The sequence below is a fragment of the Thiofilum sp. genome (assembly GCF_016711335.1).
GTDB lineage: Bacteria > Pseudomonadota > Gammaproteobacteria > Thiotrichales > Thiotrichaceae > Thiofilum.
Map to the genome: position 1 here is coordinate 795,582 of NZ_JADJTF010000001.1, position 25,858 is coordinate 821,439.

Here is a 25,858-nt window from a genome sequence, read left to right on the forward strand (position 1 = left end):
CTCTAGATATTTAGGTAGCGCACGCCAGTATTTAAACCGAGATCAGCACGAATTTGTGTTCCACCTAATGCTTTCAAGGCTTGGCTAATCCGACTTTCTGGATCATTCAAGTCACCAAAAATCACTGCGTGAGGGGCGGCTTCAACACAGGCGGGTAGTTGTCCCTTATCAATGCGGTGTACACACAGATTGCAAGACTCTACTGTACCCATACCGCGTGGCGAGTGTGGCTTTTGATCTTTTAGGGGTTCATGCACAAAGCTACGTGCTTTATAGGGGCAAGCCATCATGCAATAACGACAACCAATACAAGTATGCTTATTCACATACACAATACCGTCCGCCCGCTTCATGGAAGCTCCGGTAGGACATACATCCACACAGGGAGGATTTTCACAGTGCTGGCACATAACCGGTAAGGTGAAAGAATGTTTAGTATGCTTATCGGTCACTTTTACCACGCGCATCCATTGCGGCTGTTGCTCGGCACTGGCTTGAGGGTCATTACCCCAACCATGCTCGCGCTTACAAGCTTCTACCATTGACGCACCACCATCGGTGAGACGATTAGCATCAATCAGCATTCCCCAACGCTTGGCACTACTGGCTGGCTCATTGTCAGGACGAGCTACCACGTCAGCCGCTTGAGCACTGCGCAAGATGAAATTAGGGGCTAAAGTAGCACCTGCCGCTAATCCTAAACCAGCCATAAAACGGCGGCGGTATTCATTGACTTGATTGCTAGTCATTGCACTACTCCACTCGTAATAGCTTGCATATCTTGAGCCGATAAAGCAGGGGAAGCACTGAGCTTAGTGCTAAAGTGATAGCTTTCAGCCGAACCCAACTTATGCTGGTAATTAGTTTGGCTTGCCAAATCGGGACGATCCGCATGGCACTGAAAACAATCGATTTTTACACCCGCATAAGTATGGCAACTGGCGCAAAAATGGTCTTTATCTTCGTAGTGCACCGCAGAGCCATCGGCACGAGTGGGCGTTACGTGACAATTAATACACTCCACTAAACTATGCTGTTTAGTGCGAATACCTTCAATAACAGTCGCATCACGATGCTGCATTAAATACGCCATATGATTTTTGCGTATATCCTCAGTCGGCTCTACGCATTGAGCAGCTTTTTCTTTAGCTGGCGCTAAATTAGTCGGCGGAGGCGCTGCCTCACACCCGACTAAAATCCACGCACAAGCCACAACCCCAAGGATTGACTTTAAGGTGCTGAACATTGTGCTCATCCTTTGTTATTCACCCATGCCCATTTCAATGTAGCCAGTGGGGCAAACATCGGCGCAGATATGACAACCAATACAACGGCTATAATCCGTTGCTACATAACGACCTGTAGTCGCTTGCTTTTTAGGTACACGATAGACCGCATCTTGAGGGCAATAGATCACACAGTTATCACACTCAAAACACATACCACAGCTCATGCAACGCTTAGCTTCAGCAACTGCATCGTCTTCGATTAAAGGATTAATCCGCTCAGCAAAATGCCCCAATACCTGCTCGGCAGTTGGTACATCTTCGGAGCGCAACTTGCGTGCTTCAGCCTTAAAATGCCCTAAGAACAGATCACGAGACGGTACAATCACACTCTTAGCGCGATCTTCGTAGTTATGAACGGCATAGTTCATACTAGATGTACCACGCAAATCAGGTGCTTTGGCACCATCATAAGCGGCTGGTTCTAAACCCACTTCTTGCAGTTTTTGCATGAGGTCAAAGTGATGCTTGTCAACCTTGGGGCGCTTAGCAATTTCTTGAGCATTCAAAAACTGATTAATGGTTTCAGCCACGATTGAGCCTTGACCAATCGCCGTGGTTAATAAGTGCGGACGTACAATATCACCAGCAGCAAAATGCTTAGGCTTACCGGGGACTTGATAAGTCGAATCAGCATTAATCAGATTACGACCATTATTTAAGGCTTCCACACCATCTAAGCGTCCAAATTGACCAATTGCAGACACGATCAAATCAGCTTCGATAATGGTCTCAACACCACATTCTTTGGCTTGTGGCATATTACCTTTAACCACACACTCCACTACTTTCAAACCAATCGCACGACCATCAGGACCAAACACGATTTCTTTAGGCATGACTTCAGTAAGAATAGTAACCCCTTCTTTGAGTGCGTCCTGTACTTCATGCTCGGCAGCCGTCATCTGATCCAGCTTAAATAAAGTGGTTAAAGTCACCTGAGCGGGGACTTTTTGTGCAGGCTCTTCAGCATGTACCAATTTACCTGTGGCAGCATCTTCTGGATTTTCAGTGTAGTTCGCTAAAGTACCAATACGGCGTGATACCGATACCACGTCAATCGAGGTATCGCCGCCACCGACGCACACAATGCGTGGAGCGGTATATTTCATGGTACCTTTATTAAAGGCTTCTAAGAAATCGACCGCTGAAATGCAGTTAGGCGTTTCAGCAAATTTATCTACGAATAGACCACGACCATTCCAGCAACCTAGTGCCCATAGAATCGCATCGTATTCTTGCTCTAATTGCTCAACCGTAATGTCTTGACCCACTTTAGTATTGCAACGTACTTCAATATCGCCAAGATCTAAAATACGTTGAACCTCAGCCCCTAATTTGTCGCGTGGTACACGATAGCCCGGAATACCGTAGCGCATCATGCCGCCCAATTCTGGATGCTGTTCAAAAATAGTCGAAGCATGGCCCAAACGCCGTAATTGATAAGCCGCCGCCATCCCCGCAGGGCCACCACCAATGATCGCTACTCGCTTGCCTGATAAAGCCGGTGGGGTTTCAAATTTGAAACCTTGCGCAATCGCGGTATCACCGATGTATTGTTCTACCGCATTAATGCCAACGAAATCATCCACATCATTACGGTTACAACCTGTTTGACACGGTGCTGGACAGACGCGACCCATCATTGAAGGGAAAGGATTAGCATCGGTAGAACGACGGAATGCATACTCCTGCATGGTCATACCTACTGGAGGCTTTTCAATACCACGCACAATTTGCAACCAACCGCGAATATCCTCACCAGAGGGGCAACTTCCTTGGCAAGGTGGAGTTTTATGCACATAGGTAGGACACTTATGTGAAGTATCCGCTACGAAAATTTTATCGTGCATACTATCCCAAGTATGGTCGCCATCTTCAAAGCGGCGGAAAGTATGCCCTTTTAAACGGCTGTCGTCAGGTGCTGTTGCCATGCTTATATTCTCCGGTCTGGAACCTGATAGCGCAGGTTAAATTCATTCATTGTGGAACAAAGTAGTCGGTTACGGATTAATCCTTAATCAATCCTCATCACCGTCTTCATCCTCATCTTCATCATCAGGACGCGCCTGAACCGACACTTGGCGTTGTAGGACAAGTGCATTACTTACTAATTGATGGACACTGACAATCTGATCCATCTTAAAACCATAATACGGAATGACTTTGGTAAACTGGGATTTACAGATCGCGCAAATCGCCGCCATATGGGTTACGCCATGTTCATTAGTGACGTATTTCAAAGCCTCCATACGTGGCTGTGCACCCTTGACCCGTAACTCCATCAAATCATCTGTCAATAAGCCCCCACCGCCACCACAGCAGAAGGTAGCGTCGTGAATGGTATCAGCGGGCATATCCACAAAATGATTACAAACGGCTTTAATCACATTACGAGGGTACTCGAACTGTCCGCCGGGTTTGTCACCCATCCGTGATCCACGAGCCACATTACACGAGTCATGGAAGGTCAGAACTTTGTCATCATTTGCGGTTTTATCGAGGACTAGCTTGCCGTCTTGGATCAAGCCCCACGTCACTTCTAAAATGTGTTGAGGTACGGGATATTTGGGGTCTAGGAAGTCAAAAGGCCCTGCTAAAGTATTGAGGAAGCTATACGCCACACGCCACGCATGACCACACTCACCAAATACAATGCGTTTTACCTTTAATTTAATCGCCGCCTCACGAATACGCAGCGCAATACGGCGCATATTTTCGTAAGAACCAATGAACATCCCAAAGTTAGCACCTTCAGAAGCATAGGAGCTGAGCGTCCAGCTAATCCCTGCCTCGTGGAATACTTTGGCATAACCCATTAAGCCATCCACATGAGGCTCGGCAAAGAAGTCAGCAGAAGGTGTAACCAGTAGGACTTCAGCTCCCTCTTCATCGAGTGGAAAGCGCACTTTAATACCGGTATCGGCTTCAACATCTTCCTCAAGCCCTTCTAGCGTATCGGCTAATGCCATACCGGGCAGACCTAAGTTATTACCGATCTTGAATACTTTACTAATAATCTCGTTATTGTATTTAGAGCCGCGTCCGATATGATCGAGAATCTCGCGTCCTGCCATTGATACTTCAGCCGTATCAATACCATAGGGGCAGAATACTGAACAACGCCGACATTGAGAGCATTGATGGTAGTAGTTATACCATTCCTCCACCACTTCCTCTGTCAGATCCACAGCGCCCACTAATTTAGGGAAGTGCTTTCCTGCAAAGGTAAAATAGCGCCGATAAACCTTACGTAATAAATCCTGCCGTGCTACTGGCATATTATTAGGGTCTTTAGTACCGATAAAATAATGGCACTTATCAGTACACGCGCCACATTTCACACAAATATCTAAATACAATTGCAGCGAGCGATAACGGTGACGTAAGTCATCCAGTTTGGCTAGGGCTTTGTTTTTCCAGTCTGGCACTAACTCATAGCGCTCACCTTCACCCTGCCCCTTATTAAAGTCGGACGGAAAATGTAAGGCTTTTTGGAAATCAGGTTTGGCAACGAATGGGCCTTTGCCTGCCATACTGCCCGGCTCAATAGCCGGTACTTCAACATAGCCAGCACCTGTAAGTTTAGGAACTTCGTAATCAGCCATGTTTAACCTCATCCAAATAAATTTTGTTGTGCTTTTCTAGCTCTAATGCCCACGGTGCAACATGGCGCTTTTCACGCGGATTATCGACTTGATTACGAGTAGGGCTAAAGAAGACACCCGGTGCATGCAGTAACTTACTGATGGGGAAAATAATCATTAAAATAGCTACTAATAATAAGTGCACTAATAAAAGCGGTGATGCTGGCAGATTATGCCAATCAAAGAACATTAAACCTCTAAAGAATGCTTTCACCTGCATAATGTCAGTGTGAGCTACAAAGGTCATCATCATGCCACTCAAAGCAATACCCATGAGCAAAGCTAGCATTAGATGATCTGAGGGAGACGAGATATAGCGCACACGGTCGACTATAACGCGTCTAATCCATAACCCTGCTAAACCCAGTACCATAGCAAAGCTGGCATATTTACCAAAAGGCTGAATGAAGTTGAGGAAAAAACCTGTTTCTACAAAATAACGACTATGGCGTAATAACACTAACCACAACGCCATATGGAAGAGAAAAGCAAATAACCAAATGGTTTTATTGGAACGGAATAAGCTTTCAAAAAATACTACTTCACGGAACATACGCCAAACCACGCCTTTTTGCGTAACAGGTGCAGGTGTAGTCGGTATTTTTAATGGAGCAGGCGTTGTCCAATATTGGTGGATTTTGCGTGCCACTCCGCCGATCAGAATAAAAGTGGCAAAATAAAACAACAATCCGTAAAGCAAACTTACGAAAGTCACAGTCAACTCCTGCTAATGAACCTCTGCGAAAATACTATGTTGCAGGGGCCTCATAGAACTTTTGTAGAGGCTCAAGGGCAAACTGCCCTTGATCCACGGGTGAATTAAACGCAGCCAGTAGGTTTTGGCAGACCTGCATATTTACAAGCTTGTTTGCCAGGGCCATAGGGGAAGAGGCTATATAAGTATTTAGAGTTACCTTTATCTGCACCTAAACGCTTGCCAACCGCTTTAGTTAGAACACGTACTGCGGGAGCAATTTGATACTCGTCATAGTATTCACGTAAGAAATTGATAATTTCCCAGTGCTCATCCGTTAAAGTAACCGGTTGCTCTTCTGCCTGAGCCATTGCAGTAGCCACTTCAGGAGTCCAATCGTTTAAGTTTTCTAAGTAACCTTCTTCATCTGTTGCGATAGATTTACCGCCGATTTCCAGTGCCATATAGCATCTCCTACATTAATACGTTCTAAAATTATAGCCAGCTTTGGGTTTTGTCGTGTTGGACCGTTAAATCTACAAAGCCGCTATAATCAACAACTTGTAAACCTTGAGCTAAACGACTCTGTTCAATACCACGCGCGGCAAGATCCTCACCCAACACGTAGATTGCTTTGGTGGTTAAAGCTGACGTTAGTAAAGTAGCAGCTTGTGACCCTGCTACTGCACCAATCACCGCATCTTCAATCAATAATACGGCATCGCCTTCTGAAGCGTGACTCAAGCAACTTGCTACGGCATTACGCTCAAACGGCGATTTATTCACAATATGTAACATCGACATTGAGAGCGCTCCTTAGAAGCTAAAAGTCACGTCTTGAGCTGCCATGAGTTCAGCCATTTCAGCTCGGCTAATAATGCTGAGGGATGATTTCTCTGCCCAATCATCGTCCTCATCTTCGTAGGTCAACTCCATTAAATCGTCCTCCGTTAGACCACGCTCTTCTAAAGACTCGCGCTCAACGTAAAGTTGTTTAATGTCATAATCACCTAATGCTTTATAAGTGGGTGAGAAGTTTTTCATACCAATCGCTTTAGGCTTTTGGTCTTTAATAATCTGATAAACTCCATCATCCACGAATGCGAGTGTGACTTCTTGCTCAAAAGCAGCAGCAATCAATACCACTTCTAATGATTCGAGCGCATATACCGTGCCGTAAGGAGCTTTACGATTCACATACATAAACTTTTTAGTTGCCATGTGAGTACCCCTTAATCCCCAAACACGATAGTACGATCAGACTCGATACTACCTTCAATCAATTGCCCTAAGCCCGAAATACGAAAGCCCGGAGCAATATTGTCAGCATCTAAGCCTTGACGTTTAGCTTCACTAGCATCCATCAAACCACGACGTTGCGCAGCGGCAATACAAATCACCATATCAATGCCGTGTTGTTGAGCTAGTTCAGACCATTGCTTTTGCACTAAGCGATCATCTTTGGGAGGCACGCTTAAACGCGAGCCATTATTAACCCCATCGTGATAGAAAAAGACACGGAAAATCTCATGTCCTTTGGCTAAAGCAGCCTTAGCAAATTGATAGGCGGTATCAGACGATTGATGCTGATAAGGGCCTTCATTCACCATAAGCGTATATTTCATGCATCACCCAATTAGAAACGAATGTGAGTGGAAGAGTTTAAGTTATTACGTGCACCACGCCAGTTATCAATGTGGTACTTAGTAAACGGTAAACCCGTCACTTCAAAGAAACGTGGCCAGCCAATACGCTCAACCCATTCATTCATCCGTTCCCAATCACGAGCGCCTTCTTTGTAGCACTTGAGGATTTTCTTCACGATGGCGGTAGCTTCTGGCCAACGAGGTGGATTGTTGGGAATACCCGCCGCCACTAAGCGTTGGAAAGTAGGCTTACCACGAGCATTCGAGTGATTACCCCCAATCCAAATAGCTAATTGAGTGTATTGATGATCATTGATTTGCATGGGTGGGCAAGGAGGATAGCATGCACCACAGCAAATACATTTTTTCTCATCAACCTCAAGCGAAGGCTTACCATCGACCATCGCAGGACGAATCGCCGCGACAGGACAACGCGCCACCACTGAAGGACGTTCGCAAATATTGCCTACTAGAGCGTGGTTGATTTTTGGTGGCTTAACGTGTTGGACGTTAATCGCAATATCACCTTGACCACCGCAGTTGATTTGGCAGCATGAAGTGGTGATATGCACACGATTAGGCATACTCCATGATTTGAATTCGCCAATCAGCTCATCCATCATAGCTTTAACCACACCGGAGGCATCCGTACCCGGAATATCACAGTGTAACCAGCCTTGAGTGTGTGACAAAGTAGTCACTGAGTTACGTGTACCGCCTACAGGGAAACCCGCATCTTCTAATGCTTTGACTAAAGGCTCAACTTTTGCACCATCCGCTACCATATATTCAATATTGGAACGAATAGTAAAACGTACATAACCATCAGCGAATTGATCACCAATATCCATCAGTTTACGTAAAGTAAACACATCGAGGATACGCTGAGTACCGGCACGCACTGTCCAAATTTTTTCACCGCTACGCGCTACATGCACGAGCACACCCGGACGGGGGTCTTCATGATACAACCATTGACCATAGTTACGGCGCATCACGGGGTGCATGTATTGGAAACCATCGGGGCAACCTGATTCGATGGGATCACGCATTTTTGGGGCTGACATCCGTCATCTCTCCTTAAACCTAAATTCTTAAACGTTTTTTAAGCGCACAGTACTTTAGTTTGCGCTGAACCCATTAAGCTGCTGACTTTTCCGCACGCTTACGATTAAACCACTCTTCAGCGGCCTCATCCCAACCATCCATACGGACGTAGGACACGTTGCGTGGTTGTTTGATCATATTAGGATCAGGGTCAATACCCACACCTTCTAAGAAGTTAACCAAACCAATACGCTCAATCATCTCACCGCAACGCTCATGCTCTAGACCATTTTCAGCCCAGAAATCAATTACGTTTTGTGCCATTTCTACAATACGTTCGTAATCTTCTTCGGTTTCTAACTTCATGAAAGGCACTACCACCGTACCCATTAAGTCACCAATTTTCAGAGTACGCTTACCGCCCATGAGAATGGTGACACCTTTGTCATCACCTACCTGTAGCGCTTTAGGCATAACGTTTAGGCAGTGCATGCAACGTACACAGTTACTGTTATCGACGGTAATGGTGTCATCGTCATTGAGTTTAATCGCGCCTGTAGGACAACGGCTAATCACATTGTCGAACATGTATTGACGACCTGCTGAACGATCACCTTCTTTGCCAATCTCAGCCGCCTTTTTCATGATGGTGTTTTTGACTTCTTCTTGGTTGATCTTCATATCATCACGCCAAGTGCCAATCACGGCAAAGTCAGCACGCTCAATTGAGTTTTGGCAATCGTTCGGGCAACCTGAAACCTTAAATTTAAACTTATAAGGTAAAGCCGGACGATGTACGTCATCAGTAAAGTTATTTAATAAATGACGGTGAATGGCTTGTTCATTGCAGTTAGACATTTCGCAACGGGCCGCACCCACACAAGACATACCAGTACGAACGCAAGGACCCGCGCCACCTAAGTCCCAACCGTATTCATTGATCTCATCGAAGAAGTGTTGATAGTTTTTGCTATCCGCTCCGATGAACATGATATTGCCAGTTTGACCGTGGAAGGTTTGTAAACCTGAACCCCATTTTTCCCAGCTATCAGCGAGTTGGCGTAACATGTCTGTGGTGTAGTAGTTACCCGCAGGAGGCTGCACGCGTAAGGTATGGAACTCTTTAGATTCAGGGAACATATGACCGACTTCAGAGAAGCGCGGAATAATACCACCGCCATAACCGAATACTGAAATCGTACCGCCCTTCCAATAGCCCATACGCGTTTCGTATGAGTGCTCTAACTGCCCCAATAAACCATTAATCGTATTGCGGATGCGCTCACTAGGGTGATTATCACGCAATGCTTTAAAGCCACTAATAAAACTGGGCCACGGACCCTCTTCCAATACATCAAGCATCGGGGTTGGATAGTGTTTAGATGCCATACTTGCCTCCTAGAGTTAGATACCTTATGGCCCGCTTGCTTGTTCACACAAGCATTGGAATATTGTTTAAATTACTAAAAGCACACGCTAAAGCGTGCTAGTAGGTGCTAAGTGTAGACTCCAACCTCTGGTGCTTAGAATCTCACAGAGTGGAGGGACACCAAATACTCACCTCTCCCTAGGGAGATATAGCTTTAGGTCTTGGCTCTAATCCTAAAGGAGTACTCGTTGTCACGTCTTTATATTGCTATGTTTTAATATTCTAATAAACAAAACAATTACCCCAATGGGTAGGGTGCTCTTGCTTCTTGGGTTGTAGGACTACTAACAAGTGAGGTAGATCAGATGCAAGCACAGTATTTTTTACTTGAGAATCAAGATAGTTATGAGCAATGGCGGCAGCAAAAATTAGCCGCTTATCCACTCGACTTGACCGCTTTAATGGTTACTTTAACACCCAATACCGCCGCTTATACTGCGCAAATTGAGTGCTTAAAACAGCAAACTCAGCGTTACAATTTCGCGCTTTATCGTTTTGCTCAGCCTGATCAGGTGACTAGGTATCATCTTCATCAACTCGCTCATGCCTTAGGTTTAACTGACTTACACGCGAATCTTTGTGCCGATGAGGATAGTTTATCGGCGATTACTCAGACCCAGCATGAGGGACAACACGACTATATCCCCTATACCAACAAGGCTTTAAGTTGGCATACCGATGGTTATTACCACCCTCAAGATCAAGTGATTCACGGTATGTTGTTACATTGTATGCAGCCTGCACAATCGGGGGGAGAAAGCCACTGGTTAGATCACGAGATTGCTTATATTTTATTACGTGATGCTAATCCGGCTTATATTAAAGCGCTCATACATCCTGAAGCGCTAACCATTCCGGCTAATGAGCTAAAAGGTGAGATTATTCGCCCTACCAGCATAGGCTCAGTCTTTAGTGTGCACCGAGGGCAATTACATATGCGCTACTCGGCTCGCCAACGTAATATTCACTGGCGTAATGATCCTATGACCCAAGAGGCGGTCACGTATCTAAATCAATTATGGGCAGAGGATCAATCACCTTATATAGTCCGACACACCCTGCAAGCCGGAGAAGGGTTGATCTGTAATAATATCCTGCATAATCGCAATGCTTTTCAGGATAACCCCCATCAACCGCGCTTATTATATCGTGGGCGCTATTTGCAGCGGGTGGCGCTACCACAACACTAAAGCGCTATTGCAGTACCTTGCTACGTGCCATGCTGTTGACCATGCTGGCAATAGCACGTACTTGTTTACCATGCTTAGTTGCATAATCCCCCCCACTATAGCCCCACCAATCCCAACAACCTTTAGGATTACTCATCGCCCCCATCCATAAAGTACTTTTCCATGCCCGTGTTTGCGGATAAAGCACCACGATATTATTTGCCTCTGCCCACTCGTTATAGCCTGCCTGCTCGAAAAAGGCGCGATGATTAAAATCCTCCGATTGCTGGCAGCCATGCAGAGCAATATGTAAGCGACATGGCTCACCCGCCAAACAGGCTTGCGGAATATAAATATGTGCTTGAGGATGCAGGCTAGTGCTGGGATCACGATTATTAAAATACGCTAGCTGGCTAAAGGTATACAAGGACTCTGGATCAGCCATTACTTTAGGCTTAAGGTCACCGAGTAAAAACGCTAATAACTCCCCAGCCGCATCAAAACCACATTGACTAATATAAGGGCTTTTTGAAATATCACAGGCATGACCCACTGTATCGGTAATCATGGCATGCTCTGCATGGGGATGACGTAAATGTTCAATGTTCTGATCATTAATAAAGTGTTGGTAATACTGCGCTGTCACCTCCATGACTGAAGCGGGTACGGTTTGATCTTTAGCTCCACTAAATAGCCATACCTTAGCTTGTGCCAAATGCTCCGGCGCATCGATGAGACCTTTAGCTGCCATGAGCTGTGTCTCACGCAAGGAATAGTCCAATTCAGGAGGCCCGGCAAAAGGATACAGGGGATGAGTATTAGTGCAGACTGTGGTGGGGGTGTATAGCCCGCTGAAATCTAAAGCTGAACCTTGATACACTCCCTCGGCACAGCGATAAGGACCTCCGGCGACTAGCCCAGCGCCCTTAATAGTTTTGGAAAAAATCACATGCAATTGCAGCGCCATAAATGCACCCGACGACAAGCCAGACACAGTAATAGCACGGGTATCGATTTTCAGGGGTTTCGTTAAAGTGGCTAGGGTCGGAATAGGTGCGGCTGCACTATAATGAGGAACAAAAACACTACTTAGCATCACGGGAGCTAAGCGTTTCAGCCACGGCTTGGGATATAAATCCATCTTGACACTCCTCACAGTAGAGCATCCCTGCTCTATTTATCGGTAACATGATTGGGAGGGGGTGATTGAGCTAAAAAACCACCCCCTATTACACTGCCTCGCATTAATTGGCATCAATTATAGTCCATTTTGAGAGGGTGCATATTTCATACCTGCCTACACTGTTGAAAACTTATAAGTACCCTTGCTAAGCCCTAATAGTGAGCGAATAATGCTGCATTTTTCACGCTTCGTAACTACTTTGCAGCAGATCCTCTATGTCTCACGCTACTAGCATTTATCACCAACCGAGCTTTTTGCCATTTTTATCAGGTCGTGTGCTAGCTATGTTCGCCGCACAAATTCAGGCGGTAGTGGTGGCGTGGCAAGTGTATGACATGACGAATGACCCTATGGCATTAGCCTATGTCGGGCTTGCACAATTCATACCGATGCTAGTGTTATTGATTCCGGCGGGTGACTTATTAGATCGTTTTGCGCGTAAAAAGATTTTAGCCGCCAGTTGGATATTAGAAGCACTATGCAGTACTTTGTTATTAGTCTTATCTTTAATCCCGATTCACAACCCCCTTTTTTATTATGCGGTATTAATGCTCTATGGTTGTGGTCGAGCCTTTACTGGACCAGCGGTACAAAGTTTATTGCCTCAAATTGTGCCCCGCGAACAATTAGCTGCCGCGATTGCCGCTAATAGTATGCTGATGCGTAGTGCTGCGATTGCAGGGCCATTAGTCGGAGGTGGCTTATATGCTTTGGGAGGTGGAGTACTCACTTATAGTATTTGTATGCTGAGCTTTTTGGGAGCGGCGTTATTATTGCCTTGGGTTAAGGTATTACCTCAAATAAAACCCAATAACACTCTGAATGGTAGTGCATGGCAACGTTTTACAGCGGGGATTCAATTTATTCGCTCGCGCCCGATTATTTTAGGGACAATTTCATTAGATTTATTTGCCGTATTATTAGGGGGAGTCGTTGCATTACTACCCATTTATGCCAAGGATATTTTACACGTAGGTTCTATTGGATTAGGTGCGTTGCGTAGTGGCATGACACTAGGTGAAATAGCTGTTGGATTTTATTTAAGTTTATATCCATTCAATCGCCGAGTTGGGATAACGATGTTCGCTGCGGTGATTATGTTTGGCTTGGCGAATTTAGTGTTTTCACTGTCAACCAGTTTTGTATTGTCGTTTCTAGCGTTAATGGTGGCGGGAGCGGCGGATATGGTGAGTGTGTATATTCGCTCGTCCTTAGTGCAGTTTTCTACCCCCGATGAAATGCGTGGGCGGGTAAATGCGGTGAATATGTTATTTATTAGCTCATCGAATGAGTTAGGTGAATTTCGGGCGGGTTTAAGTGCTAAATGGTTAGGTACTGAACCAGCGGCGGTAGTAGGAAGTTTATTTACCCTAGGGGTAGCGGGATTATGGATGTGGGCGTTTAAACCCTTGCGCGAGGTGAATAAGTTTGAGGATGCTTCAGTAAAAGCCTAATGATTGATTATCTATAGCGTCGTGCCAAATTTGAGATACCACTAAAAATAGGTTCACCCCGTCAATTGCCTTGCTCAATATGCCAATGGGCAAACCATTCATAAATACATACAAGTGGCTTTTGCGACTTACCATTCTTGCTCCCAGCCTGTCGTTTTATTGGCAGCTTTTGGGACTAAATGTAGCTCTAAATCTAGAGCCGACAATAACTTAAATAGGGTTTCTAGCTTCGTGCCATCGGGCTGATTTTCCAAAGCTGATATAGTGGCTTGCTTTAATCCTGTGTGTTCAGCTAGGGTACTTTGCGTGATCTGAGCACGTTTGCGTTGATCCCGTAGGGCTGTGGCTAACATATCGGTAGAGTAAATATGCATCATATTATCCGCTATAAAGGATAAATCTTATATTATCCGCTCTAGAGGATAAAAGTAAAATTGTATCTGCTTACTACGTTGAATAAAGCAACTCTATTCTCAGTCCACATCTAAAACGTTCTGGTAATTTAAGTGAGAGATTCACCCAATAACTCACCGTTAGGTAATTTGGCAGCTTTACTATCAAAGGTAAGCATGGCTTTACAACCCTCTCTTTGATAACGACTTGCCATTAAACAATCAGCAAAATCAGCATTGCTATTTTTATAAAAATGCAAAGCCTGCTCTAATGATTCCTCTAACTCAATCTCAACATCTTGCGTTTCTAATAAAGCTTGCATGGCTTGAATAATAGTAGCTTTGTCACGTTTACCATAACTACGCAATACCCACTCAGTTTCCAAAATAGTTAGTAGGCTAATAAAAAGTATTTCCTTATTAGTAATAGCCTGCTGAATACGTTGGCGCACTAAAGCAGCTTGAGCTTTATCATCATTTAACAAGTAGCGTACTAATACATTGGTATCTAAACCATATTTCATGGTTAGCTCCAAGGATGCATATGTTCTAGTGGAATAGGTGTACTACCTTGTTGTTCTAGCAAGCCATCAAGCTCCAGAATACTACGTTTTTTGACGCGCACAATAATGGTGCCATCGGGTAAGAGCGTGAAGTGGAGCTTATCCTTAGGTTGTAAAGCTAAAGCCTCCCTGATGTCTTTGGGAATAGTCGTTTGACCTTTGCTGGTGATAGTGGCTGCTGACATGGAAATAACCTCTTTTTCCTTACATTTCTTATTTTAGTAAGGAATACTACCATGTGCTAGCATGTTTTTTAAACTTAACTTTTGTTAGAGTATGTTTTGCCGCTCATAGCTTAATTTGCTACATTCATCAGTACGCCCCCCCCTCTTTTAGGTTTGCCCTATGAATCAGGAAGTGATCACGCCTTGGATTGAGCATTTAACGAATCCGTTTACGTTAGCTGGTTTTGCGCTGTTTATTATTGCGGGCTTGGGTTGGATTTTTAAACCGAGCCAAACAGAGGCTTTAAGTGGTGCGAGTATTGAGCGCATTGTGACTAAGTTAATTTATACCTGTTTGATTTTAGGTGTTTTAGCGATTGGTTTGGGCTTTGCGAAGGATTTATTGCGTCCAACGGTGCAAGAGGTGAAAGGAGTCAAAAACAGTGCTGTGAGTGTAGCAGGGTGTCAGGCAATTGCCTCTCAACAGGGGCAGGCGCAAATGCAAGGAGGAAAAAGCACCGAACCGCATCAGCGTAGTGATCAAAGAGTCGAGAATATAGAAAATAGTGCCGTCGCGGTGGGTAATTGTGATGCTGCCGCTAATAGCAATACTGAACTTAAAACCGGTCAATAGCTTTGAGTGCTTGGTTTAAGTATTGGCTGGCTCTGGGTTTATTGCTTTGGATTGTGGGCTGCGGGGGTAGTTCAGAACAGTCTACTCAAGACATAAGCCAAAGTCAGGTTGCACAAAGTGTTCAAGGCGATGCCATTGCTGGGCAAACTGTAAAAGTGGATAAAAGTACTCATATTGGTACTCAAATTAATTTACCGACTGAAGTACTTGAGCAAATTGAACGATTGAATGAGCGTCGTAGTAAAGAGCTAAGCACTTTTCAAGTTTGGGTAATTTTTATCAGTTTCACCATATTATTTCTTCTTATATCAATAGGATTAGTTTGGTTTTTTTGGAGGATTTATATCGCCCCAATAGACTCTCGTCAGTATTTTATTACCACTTTACAGCAAGGGATAAGGCGCAAATTTTATAGAACGGCAGTCTATCGACTACTGGATTTTTTATTTAAGATTTATGGGGGAAAATCATCCCTTCGTGCATTTAACATCTCATTTTTACTAGCTTATGCATACCCTATTCTAGCATTTATTTTAACCTATAGTTATTTTAATGGAATTAATAGCTTCTCTCACTCCTTTCTTTTTTCAGAGCAATCAATATATAGATTAATAGTTTTTCCGATAATAATAGCTTGGCTTGTAATAACCTATTACACATTTAAGTACGGCTGGATTTATAGTTTGGACCTAGATCTTAGAATTATCAAGTACTTTGAAAAACTAGGCGTTAACTATAAACTAACAATTAATATTTGGCATCTTGTTTGTGGTCTAACACTAGCACTTTTAGGGTACTTAGTAAGAAACGACTTTATTTTTATTAATATTTGCTTTTTTGCAGGGTATGCAACTGGTATTTTAGCCATACTAATATTTACTATTACTTTAATAGCATACAAATTTAATATGGCTATTCTCATTCTTGGGTTTAGTATATTATTCATCTCTTTCGGGCGAATTTTTCATAAAAAAATTATAATTACTTTATCTGGTTTAATTTTTACATTTGTTCTACTAGGTGTATATATAAAAGATTATAAAACAGCAATGATTATTTCATTTTTCTATTTAATGATGCCTTTGATTAATGCACTACTCGACTATTTATCATGGTGGGTTAGCCGTGCTTTTTTAGAAAAAACCCTCCAAACCGATAAAGTCTGGCTCATCACCCTAGAAGTACTCATCGACGCCTTACTAGCCGTCCTATTCATGCTAGCCCTATGCCTACTCCTCCCCGCAGGAGCTATTGCCCTCGATAGCCTATTCAGCCATTGGATCGATGCCGACGGACAAAGCGCTACCACCAACTGGCAATACTACGCCTACGCTGCCGCCGTTGCCCCCTTTGGTGAAGGCTTAATGGTTACACTCATGCTCTGGACTACCCTACTCCCCACCTTTATCCACCTAGTCCTCGGCTGCCTCGCCATTATTATCTTCAGCCTCAAAGGGCAAGCCCTAGCCACCTTCCTCATCAATACCCCCGAAGGCGACCGCCTACGCTATACCGCCGCCAGCCTATGGCTCTACGGCTACCTACTCCTCAGCATTGGCATAGTCAGCGCCCTCATTTGGCTCATTCTAAAACTAGCCGATCTCCCCATAGCCGCATGGCTGTATGAATTTACCCGCTACTTTTACGCAGCTTACGGCTTGCCAGTGGTTTAAGGCGCTGAGCATCACGTTATTAGTTATCGGCTGCGGGCGCTAAGATCTTAAACCTATCTTACACACTGCTTTACACACGAAACAGCAAGCCTTTACAAACCTAAACTGCCTAAACTGTACGATACTGGACTATAGAGACGCCCTAAAACGTTGTTTTAAAGGATAGTTTGAGCGACTTTGGATGAGTTTGGAAGATAGTTAAACGCGCCCTAGAGGATTCGAACCTCTGACCTTTGCCTCCGGAGGGCAACGCTCTATCCAGCTGAGCTAAGGGCGCATCGAAGAGGGTTTGGATAATACAAAAATCCAGAGAGTGAGTCCAATAGAGTTTGTTATTTCTCAGATAGTTTAGTAGAGCACTCAGTAATTCCTTGGAAAAAATACGGAATATTCCAACTTTCCCCCAAAGAGCATTGGTGCATATTAGCGGTTTCAAATATAATTCTTGCCGATTAAACAGATTTGTAACCCTCTTTGAAATTTATCATGCGGGCAAAGCGTACCTTTAGCCCGGTTAATGGGAGAAATATAGTGGCTCATTCAACACCACCTCATGACCCAATGGCAAAACCTGTTTTGGTTGGCGGTTTATTAATATTGGGCGCGGCCGTTTTTGTACTGGTAACGAATCTATTCAATACCATAGAGAAGAACAGTACTAGGGGCTTAGATGACCCCGCCAATTTACAAAACCCATCGCTTGAACAAGATTTAAAGCGCATTGGCATGGTTAAAACGGTGGATAAATCCATTGCACCGGTTGCCCGTACCGGCGAGCAAGTCTATCAAGCACTTTGTACCAATTGCCACGCAGCAGGTACTTTAGGTGCTCCTAAGATCGATGATAAAGCAGCTTGGGAACCACGTCTTGCCCAAGGCTTAAAAGGTTTAGTAACTTCAGCGATTAATGGTAAGAATCAAATGCCTGCTAAAGGGGGCGATCCTTCTTTAACCGAGCAAGAAATTACTGATGCTATTTTATATATGACCGGCAAAGCTGGCATTGACTTAGCTAAGGCCGATGCAGCAGCTCCGGCTGAATCAGCAGCTGCTCCAGCCGCAGCCCCTGCTGCTCAGGCTGCTACTCCTGCTCCAGCGGCAACTCAGGCTGCTGCTCCTACTCCAGCGGCAGCTCCCGCTGCTCAAGCCGCAGCTCCTGCTCCAGCAGCTCCGGCTGAACCTGCCGCTCCAGCAGCCCCTGCACCAGCGGCAGCTCCAGCAACCCCTGCACCAGCGGCGGCTCCAGCAGCCCCTGCACCAGCGGCGGCTCCAGCAGCTCCAGCACCAGCGGCAGCTCCAGCAGCGCCCGCTCCAGCCGCAGCGCCTGCACAAGCACAACAAGCAGCGGGTGCTAGCAGCACAGTAGAAGGTGAAAAGGTTTATAAATCTTTATGCTTCTCTTGCCATGACGTAGGGGTATCGGGTTCGCCGAAACTAACAGATAAAGCAGCGTGGGCTCCGCGTATTGCTACGGGTATGGAAACCTTATATACCAGCGCATTAAAAGGTAAAAACTTAATGCCTGCTCGCGGTGGTAATCCTGCTTTGACCGATGCACAAATTAAAGCAGCGGTTGATTACATGGTTGTTCAAGCGAAATAAGCTAAGCCATAATTCGTGTGAAAGGTGTAAGTCATTTACACCTTTCAAGCACTGACTGACTCACCCACCTGTCATATTCATATACCGCATCACTTGAGCCTTAGCCTGTGTCACCTCAAATTCATGACCTAGGGGTTTAAGTTGCATCGCATTTTGAATGGCTTGTAATAAAGGCTCATCGTCTAAAGGATGCGCTCGCAATACACGCCTTAAGTCGACTGAATGCTCCTGCCCCAAACACAATAATAAGCGCCCCTCTGCCGTCACTCGCACCCGATTACAGTCGCCGCAAAAATTATGGCTATGGGGTGAAATAAAACCGACGCGCCGCTCACTACCCACCACCCCATAATATTTAGAAGGCCCCCCCGTGCGAGCCACTAGCGGTTGCAAGTCATAATGTTCACGCAAATCACGCAAAATCTCATCACTAGCATAATAAGCCTCCGCTCGACTATGCTCGCTAATATCCCCCAAGGGCATTTCTTCAATAAAACTAATATCGATGCCTTTACTAAAAGCAAATTGGACTAGATCTAGGACTTCATCATGATTACGGTTTTTTAAAATCACTGCATTGAGTTTAATACGCTCAAACCCTTGCTCTAGGGCAGCATCAATGCCCGCCAAGGTTTTATTAATATCGCCCAAACGGGTTAACTGCTGAAACCGTTCTGGTTTTAAGGTATCGAGACTAATATTAAGGCGTGTTAAACCCGCTTGCTTAAGTGCTGCGGCATAGGTAACCAGTTGAGTACCATTCGTGGTCATAGTGAAATCACGCAAACCCGCTAATGTACCTAGCTCCTCACATAAATGGACAATATTACGCCGTGTTAAAGGTTCGCCCCCTGTTAAGCGAATTTTACTCACACCCAATTGCACAAATGCCCTTCCTACCCGTGCCATCTCCTCTAGGGTCAATAATTGGCTACGCGGCACAAAGGTCATATCCTCGCTCATGCAATACACACAGCGCAGATCACAGCGATCCGTTACCGATAAACGTACATAATTAATACGCCGCCCAAAGCGGTCAATTAAAGCAGGCTGCGTGGGATGAGTCATAAACGTTACACTCCAACTAAGGCTCACTCAGGTATAACAGTATTTGCTAATCCTCGCAAACTCCCATCAGGATTAAACGTGAACCGCTGAGCTAAAACGCCCTAATTGTTCTAGTAAGACCGTAGCATAAGCCCCAGCGGGTAAGGTGAAGTTTAATTGCAAGGTTTGTTGATCTAATAAGGCATACTCGAGATTTTTAACCATCACACGTAAGGCACGCCTATCGTGTTTTAAGCGTTGTTTATTTAAGCCTGCACAAAACTCTGGGAAGCCATCAGCTTGTTGTAATTCCAATGCACGCATTAGGCTTTGTGTAGGTAACTCACCCTCACCCCATAATGCGCCTGAAGGATGAATATCACCCTGCTCTAAACGCTGGATTAAACTCTCTGAACCATCATCCACAAACCACGAATGACTATCCTCTAAGACCAATACATCCCCTGCTAAACGCGTATACCAATTATTCTGCTGAATACGTGCTTGCAAAATATGATTAAAAATCCATGAGCGGGCAGCGGAAATATATAGCCCCATTTGGTGTTTTTGTTTAGGGCGAAACTCACCTTTAAACCAAGCCAATGCTTTGGTTAAATTATTACGTTCATTACCAAAACGCTGCTCACCGAAATAATTAGGGATACCTTGAATTTTAATTTTTTCAATAATAGGCTTAATTTGCTCTAAATCACCTGCAACATTACGCAAAACCAACTCAAAATGATTAGCCGTTAATGCTCCAGTGCGCAGTTTTTTATCGTGACGCTGAGTTTGTAAAATTTCAATTTCGGCTGGCAAAGCACTAAAATCAGGATCAGGCTTTCCGGCTAATTGTAAACTAAACCATTGTGTGGTTACGGCATGGCGATCTTTTAAACCTGCATAACCAACCTCTAGCTCTTTTATTCCTGCACAACGCGCTAATTGTCCCGCGACCCAATCGGTATTAGAGCCTGTTTTACGCACTTGCAGCCATAAATGCTCGCCCTGCCCTGAAAGCTCAATATCCATTTGCTCATTAACTTTAAAGTCGCTGTGCTGAACACGAAATTGCCCCGTTAATGGAGCGGCATAGGCAGGTATAAACTCAGTAGTAAATAGTGGATTCAAGGTGCGTACTCAGTTGAATAAGAATAGTTAATTTAAAGCTAGTATTAAAGTCAGTAGTAAACCATGCAACACCATACTGCCAATAGTTAACTTAATCGCTAAAGCTAAGTGTTGCGGAGTTTTAGCATAATGCTTTAAATCGCTATAGGCTTTAACACTCATCATTAAAGGTAGTAGTAGGATGAATGCTAAAGGAGGTAATAAATCAAACAATATATTGAGCACGGTACTCAAGGCAGCGATTAATACTAAAGCCCCATATAAATAAGGCGCACTATCTAAACCTAAGCGAATCACCCAATGATGCTTTCCTACCTGTTTATCAGCCGCATAATCAGGAAACTGATTAATAATAAGAATATTAGCCACCAATACTGCCAACCCTAAGCTAATCAGTACAGGGTAAGCACTTAAATAGCCAGTCTGTACATACCAAGCACCTAATGGAATAAGCACTCCAAAACCTAGTGCAATGGCTAATTCGCCCCACCCCCGACTATTGAGTCGCAACGGAGGAGCGGAATAACCCCAACCTAAAACCAAACCTAGCCCCCCAATGCCGATTAAAGCGCCGCCACTCAGCAGAGTGAGTACCAAACCCAAAATCAGCGCTGTGCCTAATAAACCGATACCAAACCATAGGGTTTGCTTAGCCGTGAGCACCTCATTTTGAATAAAGCGACTTCCACCAGTGAAGGGAAAAACCCGCTGCGTATTCAGGCGATCTGTGCCATTGAGTTCATCGTAGTAATCATTGAGCACATTCACGCCCGCATGCACCAAGCCAATAGCGACTAGACTCAGGAGTAACTTAAGCATATCTACCGCACCCGTGAGGTGATACACGGCTGCAACTCCGACCAAGACCGGTACTAAACTAGCGGCCAAAAAGCCCGGACGAGTAGCGAGCCACAAACAAAGCCAACGTGATTGTAATAATGCTCGATTAGGTTCTTGTGGTTGCGCCATAGTGTTATTAGTTACTGATTAGGAGTCACGCCTGATTATAAGGCTTATCGAACGAGTGAACAGGATTTTCCGCTGGTGTTGAGACTTCAAAAGTCAAAACCAAACCCATTCAGACTGTACTGCACCCTGTTAACTTAAAGAAAAAAGCAGATCACCGCTCATAAGTTGTCGAAATATCAATAGCACTAGCAAGCCTATCTCTATAAGCTAATTGCATTGCAGTGCCAGTGTGCTTATAAAGAATCAAACTACCCATAAATTAACTAGGAGGATTACGATGCCAGAATTATTTTCTGCTGATTGGATGAATGAGCTAAAAGATCAATGGAATAATGCCCCCGATGTGAAAGACGCTTTAGCTGAAATTGGTTTTAACTCCCTGATCGGTTGCGGTTTTAAGGATGAAGCTAAGCCACGCGGTGTATTTGTCGTAGAAAATGGTGTCTGTGTGCGTGCAGGGGATTATAACGACGAGACTCTAGACTGGGATATGCGTGCTAATCGTAAAGATTGGATGAAATGGGTTGAAAATGGCATTGGTATGGCAGGCTTAGGCATGGCTTATACCACCGGTAAATTAAAATTCGTCACGGGCGATTACGGCGCTATGCTGAAAAACCCTAAAATGGCAGGCCCTTTCATTAAGTCATTTGGCTTAATGAGCAAAATCGATACTCAATAACAGTTGAGTTGAACTAAGCTTAATAAAACCCGCTCTCCAGCCTTGGATTGAGCGGGTTTTTCGTTTTAGTGGGGGCGCTTAGTAGAGGGAGTACTGTCTAGCAAATCAGCCAGAGGGGTTGGCTCATCTAAACTAGGTTGATTAATAGGTTTAGTAGTCACTATATCATCATTTGCCGCCAGTAAAGGGGTGTCCAGCGAGCTATTAATCAAAGTCGGGCTGACTGGAGTCGCCGGATTGGTGTGTGACGAGGCATTGGGAGTATCTATAAGCGGAGCCGTAATTATCGGAGGGTTCGGCTGATGGACTTTCAAGTCAGCCCCTTCTTTAGCGGGTGCTTCGGTATCCGAGCCAAAAATAATCCCGATACACATAATAATTAAACTGCCATACCACAGCCAAAAGCCTAGTCCTTGTCCAATAATATTAATATTCTCATCCTTGCCCGGCATGACCATAAACCAAAACGATTGGGTAGCAATCAGCACGGCTGCCGCTGCCACTAGAGTGGCACGAATGGGGTATTTATACATCCATAGCACAGCAAGGAAGATGAGTAGATTAGCAAACCAGCCAAACTGAAAGGTAATAATACCCAGCCAACCAGATATAAGTACCCAGTAGCCCATGAGAGCATTGGTATCAGTATAAAAAGCGGGAAACCAGAGGGAGCTGACCCAGCACAAACCGCCTAAAAAAAGGATTATTGCAGACAAAGGGTTATCATCCATTAAAGTCAATCACAGTGCCTAAAGCTTTCACAGCATTGGGGCGAATGCTGGTGACTACATCATAGTCTAAGTTTGACATTCACTCTCGACTAAAGGAAGTGAATTTATTAATGAGCTGATAATTGCGCTTGATCTTCCCTTCATCGTATATGGGTCGACATTCGTCGGCTAATTCGCTACGATAAGTCTATTCATAAGCTGTATAAATAATAATAATATGATGCTAACCAGCAACCTTAAACATGTTATGCAGTGGTGGGGTAGCGGGCTGTTGAAAGGTTTGCCTTCTTCACTACGGCGTTTAGTGCGCAGTGAGCGTCCTAGAGTGGTACTACAACTGCATCAGCAAGCGCTTGAGGCGTTTTGGAAGCCTGATCAAAAGTTGATTCCTCTAGGTACGTACTCACTTAATGCCCCTATTGATCTGTTTAGTAAGCCGCCGAAAATCATCAAAGGTAAAAAGTATTTGATTGAGGTACAACTGCCGACTAAGCAGGGTTTATTACTAGAGCAACGCTTTCCTGAGGCGATTCAAGAAAATTTGCGCCAAGTGATTGGGTATCAATTAGATCGTCTGAGTCCCTTTTCACCTGAACGCGCCTACTATTCGGCCGAGCCATTAACACATGATCGCAAAACTAAAGAGATTAATGTCAATGTGCAGGTAATCCCTAAGCACAGTGCTGACCGCATCATCCAGCAATTAAAAGAGCTGGGTATTCCAGAAGTCCATCTACTGTCTGTCACAGGCAGCGCCTCGGCTGCTCCGGTAGGTCAGATGAGTGCTACCGATTTAAATCAAGGCTGGTCTTGGGTTCCCTTAGGTTTTATGGTAACCGCCTTAGTGCTCTCGCTAGCAGCACCTATCGCCTATCAATATCGCCGCGTGGAGCAGATCGAGACTGCTTTAGCGCAAGTGCGTCAACATTCGGCTGAGCAATTACAAGTACGTGAACAACTCAATGCAGCACAAGAGGCGATGAGTTTTTTAACGGAGCGCCGTCGCACCTCCCCCGTGGCTCTGGATGTAGCAGAGCATTTATCACAATTGCTACCTAACCATACTTGGTTAGAACGCTTAACCCTAGAAGGAAATGCGTTATCGATTAAAGGCGAGTCTTCAGCCGCTTTAGATCTAATTGATCTCTTGGAAGGCTCACCTATGTTGTCGCAAGTGAAATTCAAAGCACCAGTGACCCGTAGCAAAGATAGCAATAATGATAAGTTCCAAATTCAAGCCCAAGTGGAGGTGAAGTCATGAGTGATGTCCTGAATAAACACCAAAGCTTATTAGCTTGGGGCTTATTGATTACCTTGGTTTTGTGCCTATTAATGTTTGGGGTCTTACCGGCTTGGAGCTACTCCAACCAATTGAGTGAGCGGATTGAAACGGGCTATCAGCAATTAGCCAAAATGCGCCAGATTGCTAATACGACTCCAGAGTTTATGGCGGAATATGAGCGAGTTAAAAGCCAAGGCTTAGATAAGCTGTTTTATCCAGAAGGTATGACGGCGGCACAAGTAGCTAAAGAGCTACAACAACAAGTAAGTGGCGTCATTATGCGTGGTAATGGGCGTATTCTCAGCTCCGAAGTCGTTGAGGATAATAAACCCGAAGAATCCACCAGCGGCTATCAACAGGTTACAGTGCGAGCGGTATTTCAAGGCTCTATGCCCTTAGTGCGCCAAGTGTTGCATCAAGCGTATCAAGCTCGCCCTCTCATTTTTGTCGATGGATTAGAGCTTTATCCTTTAGATAAAAGTGCTGAAGGAAGCCAAACCCAAGAGGCAAAAGCAGAGGTATTAATTACTACCTATTGGCGTGGAGGGGCGGTGAATGAAAAAGTGGATTAGTCCTCCCATTCAATGGCTTTTTTGGCTAAGTGGTGTGGGCGCTATAAGCCTAGCTACTTGGAATCTTTATACCTTATGGACTATGACGGAGGAGAGTCATGCTAAGCAGGCGGTTAATGTGACCCTGCCCGACTTAAGTTTATTGAATGCGCCGGGGGTTGCTACCTATCAAGCGTTTATTAATAGGCCCTTGTTGTGGTCAAGTCGTCAAGTACCTGCACCACCCGTAGTAGCCTCTGCCCCTAGTGCACCTATTGAAATACCCGTGGATAAAACCTTACCGGATGGGCGTCTGGTAGGGGTGATTGATTTGGGTAAGAAATCTTACGGGATTATGCGCACCAGCACAGCCGAAAATCATTATTTGCATGTAGGGGATAAATGGGGTAGCTGGGTAGTCGAGAAGGTCAGAAAAGATAAACTAACCTTAAAACTGGGTGAGGAAAAGCAGGATTTACTCCTGATTGCCGATTTTAATGCCCCCAAGGAAAATCCGGCGATGTTAGCTAAAAAAGCACAAGATCAACAACAACAAGCCCAAGCCGAAACCCTAGCTCGCCTAAAAGCCTTACAAGCAGCAGCGGCACAAAATCTCTTATCCAGCACCCTAGAGCCTAAAGCGGGTATGCCGAATGAGGCTTTCCCACCAACGGTAGAGCAAGCACCACCCATTTTATCGGTCAAAGATGCCTTAGAAGCACGTAAGCGTTTAATGGAATCACGTTGGGGTAGTACGGATAGCGGTAACAAAGCCGCCAACCAACCACGCAGTGCTCTACCTAATCCAACAAATAATAGGCTCAATTAAGCTAGGGTAAGTGCAAAAACTGCTTTAATAAGAATAAAACCATTTATCTATAA

Annotated in this window: 28 protein-coding genes and 1 tRNA gene; 9 read left to right on the plus strand and 20 right to left on the minus strand. The window is 44.7% G+C overall.

The features are described from left to right. Positions 1–2: 2 nt before the first annotated feature. From dsrO to dsrA, 11 genes are all read right to left on the minus strand, one after another. On the minus strand, positions 3–749 hold the full coding sequence (gene dsrO, locus IPL34_RS03755; protein WP_296837941.1) for a sulfate reduction electron transfer complex DsrMKJOP subunit DsrO: 747 nt from the start codon (positions 747–749) through the stop codon (positions 3–5). Beyond that, positions 746–1,246, minus strand: a complete 501-nt coding sequence (locus IPL34_RS03760; protein WP_296837943.1) for a hypothetical protein — start codon at positions 1,244–1,246, stop codon at positions 746–748. The genes dsrO and IPL34_RS03760 overlap by 4 nt, the downstream gene beginning before the upstream one ends. A 15-nt stretch (positions 1,247–1,261) precedes the next feature. After that, the gene (locus tag IPL34_RS03765; protein ID WP_296837945.1) at positions 1,262–3,220 is read right to left on the minus strand and encodes an NAD(P)-binding protein; all 1,959 of its coding nucleotides are present in this window, start codon (positions 3,218–3,220) and stop codon (positions 1,262–1,264) included. Between the two features lie 87 nt (positions 3,221–3,307). Continuing rightward, positions 3,308–4,894, minus strand: coding sequence for a sulfate reduction electron transfer complex DsrMKJOP subunit DsrK (gene dsrK / locus IPL34_RS03770; RefSeq protein WP_296837948.1), 1,587 nt, complete (start codon positions 4,892–4,894; stop codon positions 3,308–3,310). Beyond that, a complete protein-coding gene (locus IPL34_RS03775) occupies positions 4,887–5,648 on the minus strand; it encodes a respiratory nitrate reductase subunit gamma (RefSeq protein WP_296837951.1) in 762 nt (253 codons plus the stop codon). Before IPL34_RS03775 ends, dsrK begins: the two co-directional genes overlap by 8 nt. A 104-nt stretch (positions 5,649–5,752) precedes the next feature. Beyond that, complete coding sequence (locus tag IPL34_RS03780; protein ID WP_296837954.1) at positions 5,753–6,091, minus strand: TusE/DsrC/DsvC family sulfur relay protein; 339 nt, start codon at positions 6,089–6,091, stop codon at positions 5,753–5,755. A 31-nt stretch (positions 6,092–6,122) separates the two neighbouring features. After that, positions 6,123–6,431 (minus strand): sulfurtransferase complex subunit TusB, encoded by a 309-nt coding sequence (gene tusB, locus IPL34_RS03785; protein WP_296837955.1) that lies wholly within the window; start codon positions 6,429–6,431, stop codon positions 6,123–6,125. A gap of 12 nt (positions 6,432–6,443) precedes the next feature. Further along, entirely contained in the window at positions 6,444–6,848 is a 405-nt protein-coding gene (tusC, locus tag IPL34_RS03790) for a sulfurtransferase complex subunit TusC (RefSeq protein WP_296837956.1), read from the minus strand. Between the two features lie 11 nt (positions 6,849–6,859). Then, a complete protein-coding gene (gene tusD, locus IPL34_RS03795; protein ID WP_296837957.1) occupies positions 6,860–7,252 on the minus strand; it encodes a sulfurtransferase complex subunit TusD in 393 nt (130 codons plus the stop codon). A gap of 11 nt (positions 7,253–7,263) precedes the next feature. Then, a complete protein-coding gene (gene dsrB, locus IPL34_RS03800; RefSeq protein ID WP_296837958.1) occupies positions 7,264–8,340 on the minus strand; it encodes a dissimilatory-type sulfite reductase subunit beta in 1,077 nt (358 codons plus the stop codon). 73 nt (positions 8,341–8,413) lie between these two features. Continuing rightward, the gene (gene dsrA, locus IPL34_RS03805; RefSeq protein WP_296837959.1) at positions 8,414–9,709 is read right to left on the minus strand and encodes a dissimilatory-type sulfite reductase subunit alpha; all 1,296 of its coding nucleotides are present in this window, start codon (positions 9,707–9,709) and stop codon (positions 8,414–8,416) included. Between the two features lie 345 nt (positions 9,710–10,054). Here dsrA and IPL34_RS03810 point away from each other — a divergent pair, with 345 nt between their 5' ends. Beyond that, on the plus strand, positions 10,055–10,939 hold the full coding sequence (locus IPL34_RS03810) for a TauD/TfdA family dioxygenase (protein WP_296837960.1): 885 nt from the start codon (positions 10,055–10,057) through the stop codon (positions 10,937–10,939). A gap of 4 nt (positions 10,940–10,943) precedes the next feature. Here IPL34_RS03810 and IPL34_RS03815 read toward each other — a convergent pair whose 3' ends face one another. Then, positions 10,944–12,059: a hypothetical protein gene (locus tag IPL34_RS03815; RefSeq protein ID WP_296837961.1), complete on the minus strand. Its 1,116-nt coding sequence runs from the start codon at positions 12,057–12,059 to the stop codon at positions 10,944–10,946. Between the two features lie 257 nt (positions 12,060–12,316). On the opposite strand from IPL34_RS03815, the gene IPL34_RS03820 reads away from it, so the two are divergent. Next, a complete protein-coding gene (locus IPL34_RS03820; protein ID WP_296837962.1) occupies positions 12,317–13,555 on the plus strand; it encodes an MFS transporter in 1,239 nt (412 codons plus the stop codon). Between the two features lie 128 nt (positions 13,556–13,683). On the opposite strand, the gene IPL34_RS03825 is transcribed toward IPL34_RS03820, so the two are convergent. The 3 genes from IPL34_RS03825 to IPL34_RS03835 form a co-directional block, all read right to left on the minus strand. Continuing rightward, positions 13,684–13,932, minus strand: a complete 249-nt coding sequence (locus IPL34_RS03825) for a helix-turn-helix domain-containing protein (protein ID WP_296837964.1) — start codon at positions 13,930–13,932, stop codon at positions 13,684–13,686. A 125-nt stretch (positions 13,933–14,057) separates the two neighbouring features. Then, positions 14,058–14,471 carry a PIN domain-containing protein gene (locus IPL34_RS03830; protein ID WP_296837965.1) on the minus strand — a complete coding sequence of 138 codons (414 nt, stop codon included), beginning with the start codon at positions 14,469–14,471 and terminating at the stop codon, positions 14,058–14,060. A gap of 2 nt (positions 14,472–14,473) precedes the next feature. Next, complete coding sequence (locus tag IPL34_RS03835; RefSeq protein WP_296837967.1) at positions 14,474–14,695, minus strand: type II toxin-antitoxin system PrlF family antitoxin; 222 nt, start codon at positions 14,693–14,695, stop codon at positions 14,474–14,476. A 160-nt stretch (positions 14,696–14,855) separates the two neighbouring features. Here IPL34_RS03835 and IPL34_RS03840 point away from each other — a divergent pair, with 160 nt between their 5' ends. Both IPL34_RS03840 and IPL34_RS03845 read left to right on the plus strand, forming a co-directional pair. Then, the gene (locus tag IPL34_RS03840) at positions 14,856–15,308 is read left to right on the plus strand and encodes a hypothetical protein (protein ID WP_296837969.1); all 453 of its coding nucleotides are present in this window, start codon (positions 14,856–14,858) and stop codon (positions 15,306–15,308) included. Positions 15,309–15,310: 2 nt separating this feature from the next. Beyond that, the gene (locus IPL34_RS03845; protein WP_296837970.1) at positions 15,311–16,981 is read left to right on the plus strand and encodes a hypothetical protein; all 1,671 of its coding nucleotides are present in this window, start codon (positions 15,311–15,313) and stop codon (positions 16,979–16,981) included. Between the two features lie 203 nt (positions 16,982–17,184). On the opposite strand, the gene IPL34_RS03850 is transcribed toward IPL34_RS03845, so the two are convergent. Then, positions 17,185–17,258, minus strand: a tRNA-Arg gene (locus IPL34_RS03850). Between the two features lie 254 nt (positions 17,259–17,512). On the opposite strand from IPL34_RS03850, the gene IPL34_RS03855 reads away from it, so the two are divergent. Continuing rightward, positions 17,513–18,583 carry a c-type cytochrome gene (locus IPL34_RS03855; RefSeq protein WP_296837972.1) on the plus strand — a complete coding sequence of 357 codons (1,071 nt, stop codon included), beginning with the start codon at positions 17,513–17,515 and terminating at the stop codon, positions 18,581–18,583. 60 nt (positions 18,584–18,643) lie between these two features. Here IPL34_RS03855 and moaA read toward each other — a convergent pair whose 3' ends face one another. The 3 genes from moaA to IPL34_RS03870 form a co-directional block, all read right to left on the minus strand. Next, complete coding sequence (gene moaA, locus IPL34_RS03860) at positions 18,644–19,651, minus strand: GTP 3',8-cyclase MoaA (protein WP_296837973.1); 1,008 nt, start codon at positions 19,649–19,651, stop codon at positions 18,644–18,646. A gap of 72 nt (positions 19,652–19,723) precedes the next feature. Further along, the gene (gene truD / locus IPL34_RS03865) at positions 19,724–20,761 is read right to left on the minus strand and encodes a tRNA pseudouridine(13) synthase TruD (protein ID WP_296837975.1); all 1,038 of its coding nucleotides are present in this window, start codon (positions 20,759–20,761) and stop codon (positions 19,724–19,726) included. A 27-nt stretch (positions 20,762–20,788) separates the two neighbouring features. Next, complete coding sequence (locus IPL34_RS03870; RefSeq protein WP_296837977.1) at positions 20,789–21,730, minus strand: prenyltransferase; 942 nt, start codon at positions 21,728–21,730, stop codon at positions 20,789–20,791. 277 nt (positions 21,731–22,007) lie between these two features. On the opposite strand from IPL34_RS03870, the gene IPL34_RS03875 reads away from it, so the two are divergent. Next, positions 22,008–22,412 (plus strand): SCP-2 sterol transfer family protein, encoded by a 405-nt coding sequence (locus tag IPL34_RS03875; RefSeq protein ID WP_296837979.1) that lies wholly within the window; start codon positions 22,008–22,010, stop codon positions 22,410–22,412. Positions 22,413–22,477: 65 nt separating this feature from the next. On the opposite strand, the gene IPL34_RS03880 is transcribed toward IPL34_RS03875, so the two are convergent. After that, positions 22,478–23,128, minus strand: a complete 651-nt coding sequence (locus IPL34_RS03880; RefSeq protein ID WP_296837981.1) for a hypothetical protein — start codon at positions 23,126–23,128, stop codon at positions 22,478–22,480. A gap of 232 nt (positions 23,129–23,360) precedes the next feature. Here IPL34_RS03880 and IPL34_RS03885 point away from each other — a divergent pair, with 232 nt between their 5' ends. From IPL34_RS03885 to IPL34_RS03895, 3 genes are read left to right on the plus strand one after another with little or no spacing between them, the layout of a single operon-like run. Further along, positions 23,361–24,404 (plus strand): PilN domain-containing protein, encoded by a 1,044-nt coding sequence (locus IPL34_RS03885; RefSeq protein WP_296837983.1) that lies wholly within the window; start codon positions 23,361–23,363, stop codon positions 24,402–24,404. Further along, positions 24,401–24,997 (plus strand): type II secretion system protein GspM, encoded by a 597-nt coding sequence (gene gspM, locus IPL34_RS03890; RefSeq protein ID WP_296837985.1) that lies wholly within the window; start codon positions 24,401–24,403, stop codon positions 24,995–24,997. Before IPL34_RS03885 ends, gspM begins: the two co-directional genes overlap by 4 nt. Beyond that, positions 24,981–25,805, plus strand: coding sequence for a hypothetical protein (locus IPL34_RS03895; RefSeq protein ID WP_296837987.1), 825 nt, complete (start codon positions 24,981–24,983; stop codon positions 25,803–25,805). The genes gspM and IPL34_RS03895 overlap by 17 nt, the downstream gene beginning before the upstream one ends. Positions 25,806–25,858: the final 53 nt, after the last annotated feature.

Bases quoted from the DNA above. Each gene is read 5' to 3' on its own strand.
- dsrO (WP_296837941.1), bottom strand. From the start codon at position 749: ATGACTAGCAATCAAGTCAATGAATACCGCCGCCGTTTTATGGCTGGT.
- IPL34_RS03760 (WP_296837943.1), bottom strand. From the start codon at position 1,246: ATGTTCAGCACCTTAAAGTCAATCCTTGGGGTTGTGGCTTGTGCGTGG.
- IPL34_RS03765 (WP_296837945.1), bottom strand. From the start codon at position 3,220: ATGGCAACAGCACCTGACGACAGCCGTTTAAAAGGGCATACTTTCCGC.
- dsrK (WP_296837948.1), bottom strand. From the start codon at position 4,894: ATGGCTGATTACGAAGTTCCTAAACTTACAGGTGCTGGCTATGTTGAA.
- IPL34_RS03780 (WP_296837954.1), bottom strand. From the start codon at position 6,091: ATGGCACTGGAAATCGGCGGTAAATCTATCGCAACAGATGAAGAAGGT.
- tusB (WP_296837955.1), bottom strand. From the start codon at position 6,431: ATGTCGATGTTACATATTGTGAATAAATCGCCGTTTGAGCGTAATGCC.
- tusC (WP_296837956.1), bottom strand. From the start codon at position 6,848: ATGGCAACTAAAAAGTTTATGTATGTGAATCGTAAAGCTCCTTACGGC.
- tusD (WP_296837957.1), bottom strand. From the start codon at position 7,252: ATGAAATATACGCTTATGGTGAATGAAGGCCCTTATCAGCATCAATCG.
- dsrB (WP_296837958.1), bottom strand. From the start codon at position 8,340: ATGTCAGCCCCAAAAATGCGTGATCCCATCGAATCAGGTTGCCCCGAT.
- dsrA (WP_296837959.1), bottom strand. From the start codon at position 9,709: ATGGCATCTAAACACTATCCAACCCCGATGCTTGATGTATTGGAAGAG.
- IPL34_RS03810 (WP_296837960.1), top strand. From the start codon at position 10,055: ATGCAAGCACAGTATTTTTTACTTGAGAATCAAGATAGTTATGAGCAA.
- IPL34_RS03815 (WP_296837961.1), bottom strand. From the start codon at position 12,059: ATGGATTTATATCCCAAGCCGTGGCTGAAACGCTTAGCTCCCGTGATG.
- IPL34_RS03820 (WP_296837962.1), top strand. From the start codon at position 12,317: ATGTCTCACGCTACTAGCATTTATCACCAACCGAGCTTTTTGCCATTT.
- IPL34_RS03825 (WP_296837964.1), bottom strand. From the start codon at position 13,932: ATGATGCATATTTACTCTACCGATATGTTAGCCACAGCCCTACGGGAT.
- IPL34_RS03830 (WP_296837965.1), bottom strand. From the start codon at position 14,471: ATGAAATATGGTTTAGATACCAATGTATTAGTACGCTACTTGTTAAAT.
- IPL34_RS03835 (WP_296837967.1), bottom strand. From the start codon at position 14,695: ATGTCAGCAGCCACTATCACCAGCAAAGGTCAAACGACTATTCCCAAA.
- IPL34_RS03840 (WP_296837969.1), top strand. From the start codon at position 14,856: ATGAATCAGGAAGTGATCACGCCTTGGATTGAGCATTTAACGAATCCG.
- moaA (WP_296837973.1), bottom strand. From the start codon at position 19,651: ATGACTCATCCCACGCAGCCTGCTTTAATTGACCGCTTTGGGCGGCGT.
- IPL34_RS03870 (WP_296837977.1), bottom strand. From the start codon at position 21,730: ATGGCGCAACCACAAGAACCTAATCGAGCATTATTACAATCACGTTGG.
- IPL34_RS03875 (WP_296837979.1), top strand. From the start codon at position 22,008: ATGCCAGAATTATTTTCTGCTGATTGGATGAATGAGCTAAAAGATCAA.
- IPL34_RS03885 (WP_296837983.1), top strand. From the start codon at position 23,361: ATGATGCTAACCAGCAACCTTAAACATGTTATGCAGTGGTGGGGTAGC.
- gspM (WP_296837985.1), top strand. From the start codon at position 24,401: ATGAGTGATGTCCTGAATAAACACCAAAGCTTATTAGCTTGGGGCTTA.
- IPL34_RS03895 (WP_296837987.1), top strand. From the start codon at position 24,981: ATGAAAAAGTGGATTAGTCCTCCCATTCAATGGCTTTTTTGGCTAAGT.